This is a genomic window from Mucilaginibacter aureus (genome assembly GCF_053514885.1).
Window position 1 is genome coordinate 2,916,454 of record NZ_CP170601.1, and the last position, 15,703, is coordinate 2,932,156.

The window sequence follows — 15,703 nt, forward strand, 5'->3', positions numbered from 1 at the left end:
CAAAATGTATATTTGTTAGGCTCTCTAAAACTACTTAGCACAACCAATTATTATGCGGTATAAATTGTTTATCGCTCTTTTTTTGTCGCTTATTACAAGTGTCAGCTTAAAAGCGCAGCATGATCAGTTTCAGTTTTCTCGGTTAGATATCAATAACGGTCTGTCGCACAACTGGGTAACCTGCATCATGAAGGACAGCAAGGGCTTTATGTGGTTCGGTACCCTTTCGGGATTAAATAAATACGACGGTTATAAATTTAAAGTATTTAAGCACTCCGTAAGCGATACCACCAGCCTCAACGATGACTTTATTGTAAGCGTATCCGAAGGCCCCGACAATAAAATGTGGGTAAAAACCCCCGAAGGATTTAATATTTACGATCCGGTAAAAGAAATTTTTATCCGCAATACGGGCAATTATTTAAAATCATTCAATATCCCCGATGCCAATATCACTGCAGTAAAAAAAGACAGAAACGGCAATTTCTGGTTCATTCACGCTGTATATGGAGTTTATAAGTACGACAGTAAAACTAAAACAACAACACATATTGCACATATACCGGGTAACCCTAACAGCGTTAGCTCCAACTCCGTGTGCGATGTATCGTTGGATAGCAAAGGCAATATATGGCTTATTTATTATAGGGGAGCGCTGGAGTGTTTAAATCCCGAAACTAACACCGTGATTTATCATTCGGACGCGATCAGCAATAACTATACATTCTCCAATTTACCATTCAAACTATTTATTGATAACAAAGATGATTTTTGGGCTTATGTGCCTACTTACTCATCGGGTGTGTTTTACCTGAGCGCAGATAAAAAGGTATTCAGGCACATTGGTAAAGGTGAGGGACCTGATAAGCTGCGCGCCAACATTATTTCGGGTATCATACAGGACGACAAGGGCCGCATCTGGATAGCTACCGATCATGGCGGCATCAGTATTTTAGATAAGAACAGCTTTCAATTCAACGTTTTGATGAACAAAGAAGATGATAATAAAAGCCTGAGTCAAAATAGCATTATATCCATGTACAAGGATAATACCGGCATCGTATGGATAGGCACCTACAAAAAGGGCATTAGTTATTATCACGAAAATATTATCAAGTTCCCGCTTTATACCCATTACCTGTCCGACCCCCAAAGCTTACCTTTTAACGATATCAATAAATTTATCGAAGACAAATACGGTAACCTCTGGTTAGGTACCAACGGTGGCGGATTAATATATTTTGACCGGAAAACCGGCGCTTTTAAAAGTTACCTGCACGATAAGAATAATCCCAATAGCTTATCTAACAACGTAATCATAACGATGTGTCTCGATCACGATCAAAAATTATGGATCGGAACCTATTTTGGCGGGCTAGATTGTTTTGACGGAAAAAACTTTATACATTATAAACATAACGATGCTGTGCCGGGCAGCATATCCGAAGATCGGGTATGGTCCATACTTGAAGACTCATCTCATAATTTATGGGTAGGTACATTGGCAGGCGGGTTAAATTTATTTAATCCGCAAACGCAAACATTTACCCATTACAGGAATGACCAACCTAACTCTATTCATTCAAATTATATATCGGGCCTTTGCGAAGACAGGCAGAAAAACCTGTGGGTAGTTACCTATTACGGCATAGATGTGCTGCTCAAGAAAACCAATACCTTTATTAATTACATTCACAGCGATAGCAACCCCAATACGCTGATCAATAACAACAGCAACAGTGTTTTTCAAGACAGCCGCGGATTGATGTGGATAAGCACACGCGTAGGCATAAGCATATTTAACCCGGCAACACAAAAATTTACAAACATTATTAAGGAAGATGGTTTGCCTGATAATACCCTGTTAGATTTCCAGGAGGATGACGCGCACAATATGTGGGTAAGTACACTCAATGGTTTATCTAACATTATCGTTTCGGGGCCTAACGACGCGTTGAAATTCAAGTTTGTAAATTATAACGAAACAGATGGCCTGCAGGGGCGCGAGTTTACCATCAATGCATCGTGCAAAACCCGTAATGGCGAACTGGTATTTGGCGGCGGCAATGGTTTTAACATCTTTAAACCATCAGCGATACATGTCAATACTACCACCCCCGACCTGGCGTTCACCGATTTCCAGGTTTTTAATAAGAGCCTTAGGGTTGGCGATAAAATAAACGGGCATGTTATCTTGACCCAATCCATCACCTCATCAAAAGAGGTAACCTTAAAATACGATGAAAATGTTTTCAGCATTGAATTTGCTTCGTTAAACTATTTCAATCCCGATAAGGTAAAGCTTCAGTACAAAATGGAAGGGTTTAATAACCGATGGATAGAAACAGATAAAACGGTTCAAAGCGCTACTTATACCAACCTTGATGCCGGGGATTATTATTTTAAAGTGCGCGCTGTTGGCGATAATGCACCTGCCCACGAACTTACCCTAACGGTACACATATTGCCGCCATTTTGGAAAACGCCTTTTGCCTATTTGCTTTACGCGATGGCCGTTGTTGGAATTTTACTGCTCATCAGGAAGCGCGGTATCCAAAAGATACGCACACAATTTGAGCTGGAAAAAGAGCGCGAAGAGGCAAAACGCATGCACGAACTCGACCTGATGAAGATCAAGTTCTTTACTAATGTTAGCCACGAGTTCCGCACACCATTGTCACTCATTATGGCACCTATTGATAAGGTGTTGAAACAGATCAGGGAAACCGAAATAAAAACCCAGTTGGAGTTTGCTAACCGTAATGCCCGGCGTTTGTTAAACCTGGTTAATCAGTTGCTCGATTTCAGAAAAATGGAGTTTCAGGAACTGAAGTTGCATGTTAAACAGGGCGAGATCATCTCATTCATCAAGGATATCGCTGACTCGTTTATTGATATTGGCGAAAAAAAGAACATCAGCTTTGTTTTTGATTCGGAGATCGAGGTGCTGAATTGCGAATTCGACCAGGATAAGATTGAACGTATTTTATTCAACCTGCTTTCAAACGCGTTTAAATTTACGCCTAATGGTGGGCACGTCAGTTTACTTGTAGATGCTGTTGAGTCGGCAAACCCGCTCGAATGTAACCTGCAGATCAAAGTGATCGATACCGGTATAGGTGTCCCGGACGAAAAGAAAGAAAAGATATTTGAGCCGTTTTTCCAGAATGATATCCCCGGTTCAATGGTTAACCAGGGCAGTGGGATAGGGCTATCTATCACCAAAGAGTTTGTGCGTTTGTATAACGGCACCATTACCGTAGATAGCGAAATGAACGAGGGCAGCTGTTTTACCGTAACCCTTCCATTAAAGGTGGTACCGTTTGCCATACAGCCCAGGGCAGCTCTGGCACCAAACAGGGCAATTCCGGTTCCGCCGGAAAACAAACATGTTGAAGAGAATAACGGCGTAAGCAAAAAACCAACAATACTCATCGTTGAGGATAATTACGATTTTCGTTTTTACATCAAGGACAATTTAAAACACGCTTTTAATATCATCGAGGCTGTTGATGGCCGTGAGGGCTGGCAAAAAACCCTGGCCCTGCATCCAAACCTGGTGGTAAGTGATATCAGTATGCCCGAAATGGATGGCATAGAACTATGTATGAAGATCAAGCACGACGCGCGCACCACCCACATCCCCGTGATCTTGTTAACAGCGCTCATTGGTGAAGATCAGCAGTTGAAAGGTCTCGAAACCGGCGCAACTGATTATTTAACCAAGCCTTTCAATTTTGAGATCCTGCTGTCCAAGATCAAAAATATTTTGGCGCAACAGGAAAATATGCGCAAAACCTATCAAAAGCAGGTTGAGGTTAAACCTACCGAAGAACTGATCGATTCGCCGGAAGAAGCATTTCTGCAAAAGTTATTGCGTTTGATAGAAGAGAATATCAACAATCCTAACTTCTCTGTTGAGGAACTGAGCAGCGAGATGTTTGTGAGCAGGTATACTTTATACAAAAAGATATTGGCTTTGACCGGCAAAACGCCAAATGAGTTTATCCGGCATATCCGCTTAAAGCGAGCCGCCCAATTGTTAGAGCACGGATATTTAACCATCTCGCAAATATGCCATAAGGTTGGTTTTAAAAGCCAGAAATATTTTGTAAAGGCTTTCAAAGCCGAATATAATGTGTCGCCCTCAAACTACATAGAGGCTAAGGCTCATACCGAAGTATAGGGTACTAATGTCAACATACAGCATTGATTTCCCCCTAATGCTGTTTATACCAGATATAATATAGGGCTCTGATGTGCTTATTTTATATTTATTTTTAATATTTACGATCCTGGTTTGTTAATTAATTAATTGATAATGAGGTTTTTAATATGGGTTGACATTTGTGTCCCTATTAATCCACATTTGTATACATATACCATTGTACTTTTATTTCAGTAAAACAATTCGTCCATCCATTTGCAGTAACTATTGTAAGGAGAGTTGTAACCAATAACCAATTATACTGGTCAGTTAAAACCTGATCAGAGAGAGCCGATAACAATTAATATGCGATGACCCGGAGTTTTTCTAAGTCAGCACAATCGCTCATGCCATGCTATTTAAAAATTTGTTCAAGCTAAGTATACCAATATCTAACCGCGAAAATATTATGCAACCGATTGTTTAACTATACTAAAAAATGAAGATAACTATTAACAAACCATCTACTTACAACATTAATTAACCAACCATTATGAGAAAAATTTTACAAAAAGCATTATTGGCCGCACTACTTGTTATAAGTTATTGCGCCGTATATGCCCAGGATGGGCCTGGAGTTACCATTAAAGGTACAGCCGTGGACGAGAAGGGAGTTACGCTGCCCGGCGTAACGGTTACCGTTAAAGATACTAAAGCTGTTACAAGTACCGATATTAACGGTGCTTATACCATTAATGTACCTGCAAATGGCAAAGTATTGCGGTTTACTTTTATAGGCATGGCCCCTGTTGAAGTAACAATAGGGAATAAAACCGTTATCAATGTAACACTAAAATTAGCCAGCACTACATTAAGCAATGTTGAAGTGGTTGGCATTGGCTATGGTACGCAAAAAAGAGGCGATGTAAACGGAGCCATTTCTTCGGTTTCCGCCAAGGACATACAGAATATCCCACAGTCAAGCATAGATCAGTTGCTGCAGGGAAAAGCCGCAGGCGTAACGGTTACGCAAAATTCCGGCGAACCGGGCAGCGCAACCTCTGTCCATATACGCGGTATCAGTAACTTCGGGCAAAGCGAACCTTTGTACGTTATAGACGGCGTAGAGATAGGCGGCAATGCTGCCAACGGCTATAGCGGTGGCGCTCAGTTAAACAGCCCAGGGTCATCCAATATGGAAACTTCGGTAAGCCCATTGGCAATGATTAATCCAAACGACATCGAATCGATCGACGTATTAAAAGACGCTTCGGCCAGCGCCATCTATGGTAGCAGAGGTGCTTATGGTGTGGTAATAGTTACCACCAAGCGCGGTAAAAGCGGCAATGCCAAAGTAACTTATGATGGGTATGTGGGCTTGCAGCAACAAGGCAAATTTTTAGCTGTAGATAACCTGCAGCAATATGCCGCTTTGCAAAACAGGCTGGCTGTTGCTTTTGGTATCCAACCCCGGGGCGAATTTGCAAACCCCAGTGTGTTAGGCCCCGGTACTAATTGGCAGAAAGCGATCTTTCGTACCGCCGCCGAACAAAGCCATAACCTGGCTATATCAGGCGGGACCGATAAATCAGATTATTACCTCTCGGCAGGTTACTTTAAGCAGGATGGCACTATTTTAGGTTATAATTTCGATCGTTATACTTTACGCGCCGTCATTAATTCACAGGCAAAAGACTGGCTAAAGATGGGTACATCTATAGGCGCCACCCGAAGCGATCAGCAAGTTGGCTTGGGCAGCAATACCGGTATTGTTTACAATGCCCTGTTAGCTGCGCCCGATGCCCCGGTGTATAACGCCGATGGCTCATTTGCCGGTCCTGCAGTAGTTAACGGTACCATTCAAGGTGGCCCAAATCCGGTTCAACAAGCACTAAATATCAGTAACAATACAACCCGGAGCGAGATAAATGGAAATGTATACGCTGATATCAAATTTTTCAAGGACCTCAGCCTGCACTCTGAGCTTGGAGGTGATTTTAATTGGGCTAATGGTCAAACCTTTAATCCAACTTATTCTTATGGTGCTACAGGTAGCGCTCCCGCTTTTGGAAATGCCACTGCCGTATTGAACCGGGCAATTACCAACAGCGTTTATTGGAGCTGGAAAGAATACTTTAACTATTCGCATACCTGGGGCAAAAGTAATTTGAACGCTTTAGCAGGCCGCGAAGTTTGGCAATCAAACTACAATTACCTCCCTCTTTCGGGCGTAGGTTTTGCTGCCGGCAACAATGTACAGAGCATCGCGGTGGCAAACGCCGTTGGGGCAACTGTTAATGAAGGTGCAGGCAGCTCGGTAATGGAATCGTACCTCGGCCGGTTGATCTATACTTATAACAACAAATACAGTATTACAGCTAATATACGTAGTGATAAAAGCTCAAATTTTGCACCGGGCCACCAGGTTGGCTATTTCCCCGGAGCAGCAATATCATGGCGGTTATCGGAAGAATCATTTATGGCCGCAGTAAAAAAAGTGGCCGATAATATCAAGATCAGAGCCAGTTACGGTACAACCGGTAACTCGGGCGTTCCGCAGTACGCCTATGGTTCAGCGCTTAAACCGGCAGCTACAGCTTTTGGCACAGGGTTTATCATAGCTAATGTGGCCAATCCAAATTTAAAATGGCAAACATCTATTCAAAAAGATCTGGGTATTGATTTTAGTTTGTTTAATGGCCGTGTTGATGCGACTGCCGATTATTATGACAAAACAAACAAAGACTTTTTGTTCCGGCAGCCTTTACCTTATTTTCTTTTAGGGGGGCCTAACGAGTACGGCGATAATCCTGCAGGTATTTCGCCGCCTTATATCAATGCAGGTAATATTGAAAATAAGGGTTTCGAATTCACCATCAATACCCACAACATTATCAGCAATGATTTTAAATGGAACACAACAATAACATTTACACATTATTCAAATACTGTAACCTCGTTAAACGGTGCACCGCCTATTAGTCAAACCGTTAATACATCTTATGTTAGCTTACCGGTAACCCGAACAATTGTTGGCGAGCCTATTGGCGAATTTTACGGATATAAGGTGCAGGGGGTAGTTAAAACACAGGCGCAGTTAGCATACCTGGCTACCCACCCTCAAAACGTTACCGGTACTTCGCCCCAGGTAGTTAGTAATCAGCAGGGCAATACCATATGGCTGGGAGATCTGCAATATGTTGATACCAATAACGATGGCAAGGTTGACGTGAACGACCAGGTAGCGCTTGGCAACCCTAACCCTACATTTACTTATAGTTTTACAAATAATTTCACTTATAAGGATTTCGACCTATCTATATTCTTTTATGGCTCTTACGGAGGCAAAGTATTGAATGTGCTGGAATATCAGACCGCCGGTTTATCGGGATTATACCAGAACCAGTTAGCATCTACAGCAGATTTCTGGACACCAAGCAACCCCGATTCAAATGTACCGGCCCCGCGTGGCGGTTTGGGCAATCCCAACCTGGTCATGTCTGATAGGTTTTTAGAAACCGCTTCTTTTTTACGGTTACAAAATGTTACCCTTGGCTATCACCTGCCTGGCAAATGGGCCAAACATATTGCCATGACCAATTTAAAAATATACGCAAGCGGGCAAAATTTGTTTCTGATTACCAAGTATCCCGGCCTAGACCCTGAAGTAGGATCATTTAACCAAAACCCTACTTTAATGAACCTGGATCTGGGAAGATATCCTTCACCGCGTGTTTTCACATTGGGAATTAACGCACAGTTTTAATTTTTTAAAGAGATTAACATGAAAAGACATATAAAATATATTACAGGCGTGGCGGCGATGGCAAGTATGCTGTTAGCAGATTGTAAAAAAGAGTTTTTCAACCGTCCGCCGGAAGCGGGTATTACGGTTGGTAATTATTATCAAACAACATCGCAGGTACAGGCCAGTACCAATGGCTTATACGGCGCTCCATGGTTTGGCTGGAATAATAAAGTGGGATGGGCAATTACCGAATTGTCAGGCGGTAATGCATTTACCTATTCGTCTGACGTTAGCGCGTTCAACGACTGGTCGGCGCCAAATGGCAACCCCGAAATTCTTGCCGCATGGGATTCGCCGTTCACAGTTATAGCACAGTGCAATGGTTTGCTTAACAATATGCCGTCATCAATACCCGGTGTGCCCCAGGCCACTGTCAATAACGCTTTAGGAGAAGCCCATTTAATGCGCGGAGTGGCTTATTTTTACCTGGTACGGGTTTTTGGAAATGTACCGATAGTTGAAAACCCGCTTGATGATATTGCTAATTTTCAAACAGTACCAACTAACCCTATATCTGATGTATACACATTGATAGTTAGGGATCTGCAGTTTGCCGAAGCCAATTGTTCGGTAGGTACCGCAGGTACCGGGCATGGCGACAGCGGTTCAGCATCAGCAATGCTGGCAAAGGTTTACCTGTACATGCAGGATTATGTGAACGCCCAAAAAGAGGCTGAAAAAGTGATCAATAGCGGCGAGTTTTCATTATTGCCGGTTTATGAGAACCTGTTTCAAACCGCTAATAATAACAATAAGGAAAGCATACTTGCTATGCAATGGATCCATAACGGAGGTTATGATTATGGCAACTCCATACAGGCATCATGGGCCTATAACAGCACTATTACTGGTACAGGCGATGGTTACTCTGAAATTGGGCCAACCATCGACCTGCAAAATGCTTTTAAAGCCGAAGGTGGCGATACAATTAGAAGACATGCTACAATTATGATCCCCAACAGCTTTTATGCCGACCTCAATGTAGCAGCAGGAGGGTATAGATTCCCTGCAAACGGCAGCGCACAAAATGAAAATGCAGCGGCAAAAAAATATGTTATAGGTACACCTGCCGATAACGGCGGCAAAAGCGCTGCCCAGGCCGGAGGGAACAATACCTATATAATCCGTTATTCGGATGTTTTGCTGATCGAAGCTGAAGCCATCCTGGGACAATCGTCTCATACAACACCTGGCACCGGTATACCACTTGCCGCATCAACAACAGATGCAAAAGCTTTAACCTATTTTAATATGGTTAGGACGCGTGTTGGCGTACCGGCTGTTGCTTCGTTCACTTATCAGCAACTGATGCTCGAAAGACGCCTTGAATTTGCCCTTGAGATGGATTATTGGTTTGACCTTTGCCGGCTCGATGGATTTCAACCTGCCGGGTCGGCAACTTTCCCTACGCATCACCCTGTTGCTATTTCGGTCATCAGTCAACAGGAAAGAGGTACGTACAGCGCCGCGGCCAATGCAAATCCGGCACCGGTAATTTACTCTAAAAAATTGACACCGGTAGATGCCAACTTCTTTTTCCCTGTGCCGGTATCAGAATCAACCTCCGATCCAAACCTGGTAGCAGCTCCTGTTCATTATGTATTTAAACCGTAATAACCATGAAAAAATTAAATATAATGTCGAAAAATCTATATTGGATACTATCTGCTTTAATAGCATTAAGTTTTGCTTCCTGCAAAAAAGATAGCCCAAACCTTATCGGTGGTACCGGCGCGCCAACTATTGATGGTGTGCATACCGTATATAAATCAGTAGTCGATTCATCGAGAATAACAACCACGATCATTTATAATTCAAGCGGTGTGCCTACTACAACAACGAACCCCAATTATAACCCGCAAGTAGTAGCATTTGATTCACTTGTAACTTCCGGCAGGGGAGGCAGTCAATACCGCATAACAGGTACTAACCTGGGCAGCACTACAAACGTATACTTTAATGGTGTTGCGGCTTATTTTAACCCGGCCGTGTTAGCAGATAACAGTATCATAGTTACACTGCCAACAACCGCGCCATTTAATCCCGGTCAGGCTGCAACGCTTACCGTAGTAACTTTACATGGCAGCGTTGACTACAAATTTACAGTAGTGCAACCTCCGCCTCAAATAGTATCGTTTACTCCTGTAGCAGCTTCGGTAGGTGATACCATTTACATTAACGGTACTGTTTTTGACAATGCCACATCGGTTAAATTCGGCACTGTAGCCGCCAAAATTGTGGGAAATACCAGCACCCAACTCAAGGTGCTCTTACCTGCAGGAGTAGTACAGGCCTTTATTACAGTGACCACAGCAGGTGGTTCAACTACGTCAGCTAATTCGTTCGGTTATAAATATATCATTTTTGATGATGCCCGTGCAACAGGCTGGGGTGGTAATGGTGGTGGCTATAGCGGCTATACCAGTACTATTGATTTTAACAACTCCTCGCCGGTGGAGCGTGGTTCTAAATCTATCGCAGTAACGTTCCAGGGTTCATACGGCGCGTTGCAGATCGGATATGGTGGTTCGGCTGCGCCGAATGTTACCACATTAGGCTTAAAATCTATTAAGTTTTTTGTGTACGGGGGCAATGGCATAAAAACAGGCGATAAACTGCAGGTTGTAATTAACGGCAACTACAATGGTACGACCGTTGTAATGACTGCCGGCGCCTGGGTAAGCTGTACAGTTCCGTTAAGTTCGTTAATGGCTAGTGTAACAGGTACCATAAACGAAGTGGTATTGCAATCGCAGGGAAGCGCGGTACCAAGTACCATTTATGTTGATGACCTTGGGTTTATTTAGTAGTTAATCTATAATTGGTTGAGGATGCCATACTTGTGCAAGCCGTTGTGGTTTGTATAAGGTGGCATCCTTTTTTAACAGCTTGATCTGTTGGCTATGCCAGCAATTAAAATTTATGAATAAAATAACCATGGGATTTTTGTTTGTGCTTGGTTTTGTAGCGATACAAGCCTGTAAAAAAACCGGAAATTCGCCGGCGCTAACCGATACGGTCGTCACCAACAGCCCGGTTATCACAGCGCCCAATATCCCGGTCGCGGCTAAAACCCAGGGCTTTTTTTTAGACGACTGGCAACCTAAAACATTTGCTATCCCAACAACTACCATAGGTGTCACAGCGCCATCCGGAAGTGTTTCGGCTACAGTAATTGTTGATGTAAGCCAGGTTTTGACCAAAGTGTCAAAATATTTATACGGTAATAATACTAACCCATACATGGGCCAGTACGTTACTGAGCCTGTTTTAATGAGTAGTCTGACCAGGTTATCACCCAATATTTTGCGATTTCCCGGAGGTAGTTTATCAGATGTGTATTTCTGGAACTCGGCTACACAAAAACCTGCCGATGCGCCCGATTCGCTGTATGACAGCAACGGAAACCTCTCGAAGAACCAATACTGGTTTGGCCAGGATAATTCAAGCTGGACCTTCTCGCTCGATAACTATTATAAGGTTTTACAACAAACCAACAGCACCGGCAGTATTTGTGTAAATTACGCTTACGCGCGATATGGAACCAGCGCTCATCCCGACCAAGTTGCTGCGCATTTAGCTGCCGATTGGGTAAGGTATGATAAGGGCCGTACCAAATTCTGGGAGATCGGCAACGAAAATTATGGTAACTGGGAAGCTGGGTATAAGATAGACACTAAAAAAAATAAAGACGGGCAGGCACAGGTCATCTCCGGTGACCAGTACGGTCGACATTTTAAAGTTTTTGCCGATTCGATGCGTAAGGCTGCTGCCGATGTTGGCGCGACGATCAAAATTGGCGGCATGCTATACGAAACCGCTTCATCATACGATGCCGTGCAAAGCGGCTGGGATGCCGGGTTTTTGGCACAGGGGGGTAGCACTGCCGATTATTTTATCGTACACAATTATTACACGCCATACCAGGAAAATTCGACGGTTGATGTGGTATTGAATACGGCCATTACCAGTTCAAAATCGGTAATGGATTATATGAATACTATCAATGCAGCTACAAAACCAATAGCCTTGACCGAATGGAATATCAATGCCGAGGGCTCGATGCAAAAGGTATCGAACATAGCAGGCGTGCATGCGGTAATGGTACTTGGCGAGTTACTGAAAAACAAATATGGCATGGCAAGCCGCTGGGATCTGGCCAATGGCTGGAGCGGTGGTAATGATCACGGTTTATTTAATATCGGCGATGAGCCCGGTGCATCCAAATGGAATGCACGGCCTGCTTTTTATTACCTGTATTATTTCCAAAAGTTTTTTGGCGACCAGATGATAGCCTCATCAGTACAGGGCAGTGCTGATATTTTGAGTTATGCCTCGTCATTTACGTCGGGCCAGGCCGGTGTGGTGCTGATCAATAAAAGCACAACCGACCATATAGTGAGCGTTAGTATTAAAAACTATGCACCAGGCAGCAATTACTATTACTATACCCTAACCGGCGGCAGCGACGGCGCTTTTTCACGGAAAGTTTTAGTAAATGGCAATGGCCCGGCAGGCGTATCGGGCGGGCCGGTCAACTATGATACCTTGCCGGCAAATGCGGGTTCAGTACAAAATGGCATTACGGTTGATGTACCGCCCCGCAGCGTAGTTTTTTTAGTTGCCGATAAAAAATAAGCTTTTACTTACTATCTTGAACAATAATGAATAAGTATTTTGTTTTAGCTGTTGCGGTTTGCTGCGTTTTAACAAGCCGGGCCGCTATTAAGTTACCCGCTTTGGTTGGTGATCATATGGTATTGCAGCGCGATAAACCCATCAAGGTTTGGGGTTATGCAAAGCCCGCGGAAGCTATTACGATAAACTTTGCCGGGAAAACCTACACAACTACCACAAGCAGCAATGGAAAGTGGTTGGTTAAAATGCAGGCTATAAAAGCAGGAGGCCCATACCAAATGGTTTTAACGGGCGAAAACACTATTACCCTGAATGATATCCTGATTGGGGATGTATGGATCTGTTCCGGGCAATCGAACATGGAATTTAATCTCACTCAGGCTAACAATGCGGATCAGGAAGTTAAAAACGCCAACTACCCGTTGATCAGGTTGTTCAGCGTAAATAAAAGTATCGATCTCACTCCCCGCGAAGATACCTGGGGTAACTGGTCGGTATGCACCAGTAATTCGGCTCAGTACTTCCCGGCTATTGGTTACTTTTTTGCACGTGATGTCCAGCGCGATATCAAGATTCCCATCGGCCTGATCAATGCCAGTTGGGGCGGTACCGTAATTGAAAGCTGGATAAGCAAAGAAGGATTGATTGATGAACCCACTTTTGGAACAAAAGCACAGCAGGTTGCCGCGTTCGATACCGCAGCCTATAACAAAGAGCACCGCAAAGCTCATGCGGATTGGGTAACAAATTTCAACAGCCAGGATAAAGGTTTGGCTGACGGGCAATACGTTTGGGCAAAAGAAACAAATGTGTCCGACTGGAAAAATATCAATTTACCAACGATATGGGATTTTACCGGCCTGCCCGACCTTTGGGAAATGAGCGGCGTGGTATGGTTCAAAAAAACCGTTGTGTTAACCCCGGCCGATATACAAGCCAGCAATCAGCTCAGCCTGGGTTTTGTAATGAACGCCGATGAAGCTTTTGTTAACGGCACCGAAGTTGGCCGTACAGGTGATAAATGGGGTTATAAACGTCTGTATACCGTTCCGGCAAGTTTGCTCAGAGAAGGCGAAAATATCATTACCATCCGGGTTGAAAATTATGGCGGCGACGGTGGTTTTGCCGATAATGCCAAATATTTTTATCTAAAAACAGCAGCCAATACCCTAAGCCTTGCCGGCGAATGGAAATATAAGATCGGGTTTAACCTAACCAAATTTGACCGTCCCGAGAAGGAAATCAGCCCCAACACCTTGCCGACTTTAATGTACAACACCATGATCAGTCCGCTCACTAACCTGAGCATTAAAGGTGTGTTATGGTATCAGGGCGAGGCAAACTGGTTTAGGGCATATCAATACCGCGAGCTTTTCCCGATGATGATAGCAGACTGGCGCACAAAGTTTAACCAGGGCGATTTCCCGTTCCTGTATGTACAATTGGCCGGGTATCATCGCAAACAAAAACAACCCGAAACATCAAGCTATTGGGCCGAGGTGCGCGAAGCCCAGGATAAAACTTTAAAGGTTAAAAATACGGGTATGGTAACAGCCTTCGATGTTGGCGATTCATCAAATGTGCACCCCAAAAACAAACAGGAAGTTGCCCGCAGATTGGTATTGCTGGCCGAGAAAAATGTTTATGGCTTACCGGTTAAAGCCGATGCTCCGAGATATAGATCGTTCGAAATAAAGGACAACGCCATTATTGTTAAACTGTCAAACCCGGCGGGCGGACTAACTGCCGCAAAAAATGTAGGCGGTTTTGCAATTGCAGGCGAGGATCATAAATTTTATTGGGCCGATGCCGAGATATTAAATGACACACAGATCAAAGTATCGTCGTTACTGGTGCCGCACCCGGTAGCAGTACGCTATGCCTGGGAAGATGGCCCGGCCGATGCCAACGTGTACAACAGCATCCATTTGCCCTTGTTCCCTTTCAGAACCGATACCTGGAAAGGCCTCACGGATGATAATAAATAAATACCCATGCAAATAAAAACAGGATTGTTTTTGCTGGTTAACATGCTTTTTGCCTTTGCCGCTTCCGCGCAGATCTATAACCCCTGCGATAAAGATGCGACTACAGAAACAAAATGGCTGTACGCCAGTATGCAAAGATTGATCGGCGCGGGCGTTATTTTCGGCCATCATGATGACCTGGCTTATGGTGTAGGTTGGCGCGGCGATGCCGGGCGATCGGATGTTAAAAGCGTTACCGGTGCTTATCCGGCTTTGTATGGCTGGGACCTTTCGGGGATGGAATTGGGTCACGACAAAGATATTAACGGTATCCCGTTTGAGCAGCAACTAAAATACATTGAAGACGTATACAATCGTGGTGGCATCAATACTTTTTGCTGGCATTTAAACAATCCGGTAAACGGCAAAACTGCATGGGATACTACAAAAAACTCGGTTAGCCAACTCGTGCCTGGCGGGGCACATCACCAGGATTGGGTTGACCGGCTGGATAAAATAGCAGAGTACCTGAAGAGCCTGAAAGGAAAAGACGGCGAACCAGTACCCATCTTGTTTAGGCCCTTTCATGAACTGACCGGCAGTTGGTTTTGGTGGGGCAAAGATGAAAGCAAGCCCGAAGATTTTAAAAACCTTTGGCGATTTACCGTTGCCTACCTGCGCGATAAAAAGAAATTACATAACTTACTGATAGTGTACTCTGTAGGCGATAATTTTAGAAATGCCGATGATTTTATGGAAAGATACCCGGGCGATGAATTTGTTGATGTGGTGGGTTTTGACACCTATTGTACTAACAATGTCGATCAGTTTAAATCTGTTTTAAATCAGCAATTGGCCGTTACCCAGGATATCGCCACAAGGCACCATAAACTGGCCGCCATTGCCGAAACCGGATATCAAGGTATCCCCAAAAGCGATTGGTGGACAAATGACCTGATGGCAACCGTATCAAAATACCCCATATCGTATATGATGTTATGGCGGAACAGCAATCCTAATCATTATTATGTGCCTTACCCTGGTCAGGGGAGTGTGGTCGATTTTCAAAAAATGTTTAACAGTTATCAAACCCTGTTTCAAAACCGGATAACGCCGCTTCGCATTTATGGCAATAAATAAAAA

Annotated in this window: 7 protein-coding genes; all 7 read left to right on the forward strand. The window is 43.8% G+C overall.

Going from position 1 to position 15,703, the window contains the following annotated elements; genetic code table 11:
* Nucleotides 1-82: 82 nt before the first annotated feature.
* The 7 genes from ACFGVR_RS12505 (at nt 83) to ACFGVR_RS12535 (ending at nt 15,700) form a co-directional block, all read left to right on the forward strand.
* A complete protein-coding gene (locus tag ACFGVR_RS12505) occupies nt 83-4,186 on the forward strand; it encodes a two-component regulator propeller domain-containing protein (protein ID WP_448697484.1) in 4,104 nt (1,367 codons plus the stop codon).
* 514 nt (nt 4,187-4,700) lie between these two features.
* Nucleotides 4,701-7,913: a SusC/RagA family TonB-linked outer membrane protein gene (locus ACFGVR_RS12510; RefSeq protein ID WP_448697486.1), complete on the forward strand. Its 3,213-nt coding sequence runs from the start codon at nt 4,701-4,703 to the stop codon at nt 7,911-7,913.
* Nucleotides 7,914-7,931: 18 nt separating this feature from the next.
* Nucleotides 7,932-9,569 carry a RagB/SusD family nutrient uptake outer membrane protein gene (locus ACFGVR_RS12515; protein ID WP_448697487.1) on the forward strand — a complete coding sequence of 546 codons (1,638 nt, stop codon included), beginning with the start codon at nt 7,932-7,934 and terminating at the stop codon, nt 9,567-9,569.
* Between the two features lie 5 nt (nt 9,570-9,574).
* Nucleotides 9,575-10,762 carry an IPT/TIG domain-containing protein gene (locus ACFGVR_RS12520; protein WP_448697489.1) on the forward strand — a complete coding sequence of 396 codons (1,188 nt, stop codon included), beginning with the start codon at nt 9,575-9,577 and terminating at the stop codon, nt 10,760-10,762.
* A 115-nt stretch (nt 10,763-10,877) separates the two neighbouring features.
* Nucleotides 10,878-12,593 carry an alpha-L-arabinofuranosidase gene (locus tag ACFGVR_RS12525; protein WP_448697490.1) on the forward strand — a complete coding sequence of 572 codons (1,716 nt, stop codon included), beginning with the start codon at nt 10,878-10,880 and terminating at the stop codon, nt 12,591-12,593.
* Between the two features lie 26 nt (nt 12,594-12,619).
* Nucleotides 12,620-14,581: a sialate O-acetylesterase gene (locus ACFGVR_RS12530; RefSeq protein ID WP_448697492.1), complete on the forward strand. Its 1,962-nt coding sequence runs from the start codon at nt 12,620-12,622 to the stop codon at nt 14,579-14,581.
* Between the two features lie 6 nt (nt 14,582-14,587).
* On the forward strand, nt 14,588-15,700 hold the full coding sequence (locus ACFGVR_RS12535) for a glycoside hydrolase family 26 protein (RefSeq protein ID WP_448697493.1): 1,113 nt from the start codon (nt 14,588-14,590) through the stop codon (nt 15,698-15,700).
* Nucleotides 15,701-15,703 lie beyond the last annotated feature (3 nt).

Bases quoted from the DNA above. Each gene is read 5' to 3' on its own strand.
- ACFGVR_RS12530 (WP_448697492.1), top strand. From the start codon at position 12,620: ATGAATAAGTATTTTGTTTTAGCTGTTGCGGTTTGCTGCGTTTTAACA.
- ACFGVR_RS12515 (WP_448697487.1), top strand. From the start codon at position 7,932: ATGAAAAGACATATAAAATATATTACAGGCGTGGCGGCGATGGCAAGT.
- ACFGVR_RS12510 (WP_448697486.1), top strand. From the start codon at position 4,701: ATGAGAAAAATTTTACAAAAAGCATTATTGGCCGCACTACTTGTTATA.
- ACFGVR_RS12525 (WP_448697490.1), top strand. From the start codon at position 10,878: ATGAATAAAATAACCATGGGATTTTTGTTTGTGCTTGGTTTTGTAGCG.
- ACFGVR_RS12535 (WP_448697493.1), top strand. From the start codon at position 14,588: ATGCAAATAAAAACAGGATTGTTTTTGCTGGTTAACATGCTTTTTGCC.
- ACFGVR_RS12520 (WP_448697489.1), top strand. From the start codon at position 9,575: ATGAAAAAATTAAATATAATGTCGAAAAATCTATATTGGATACTATCT.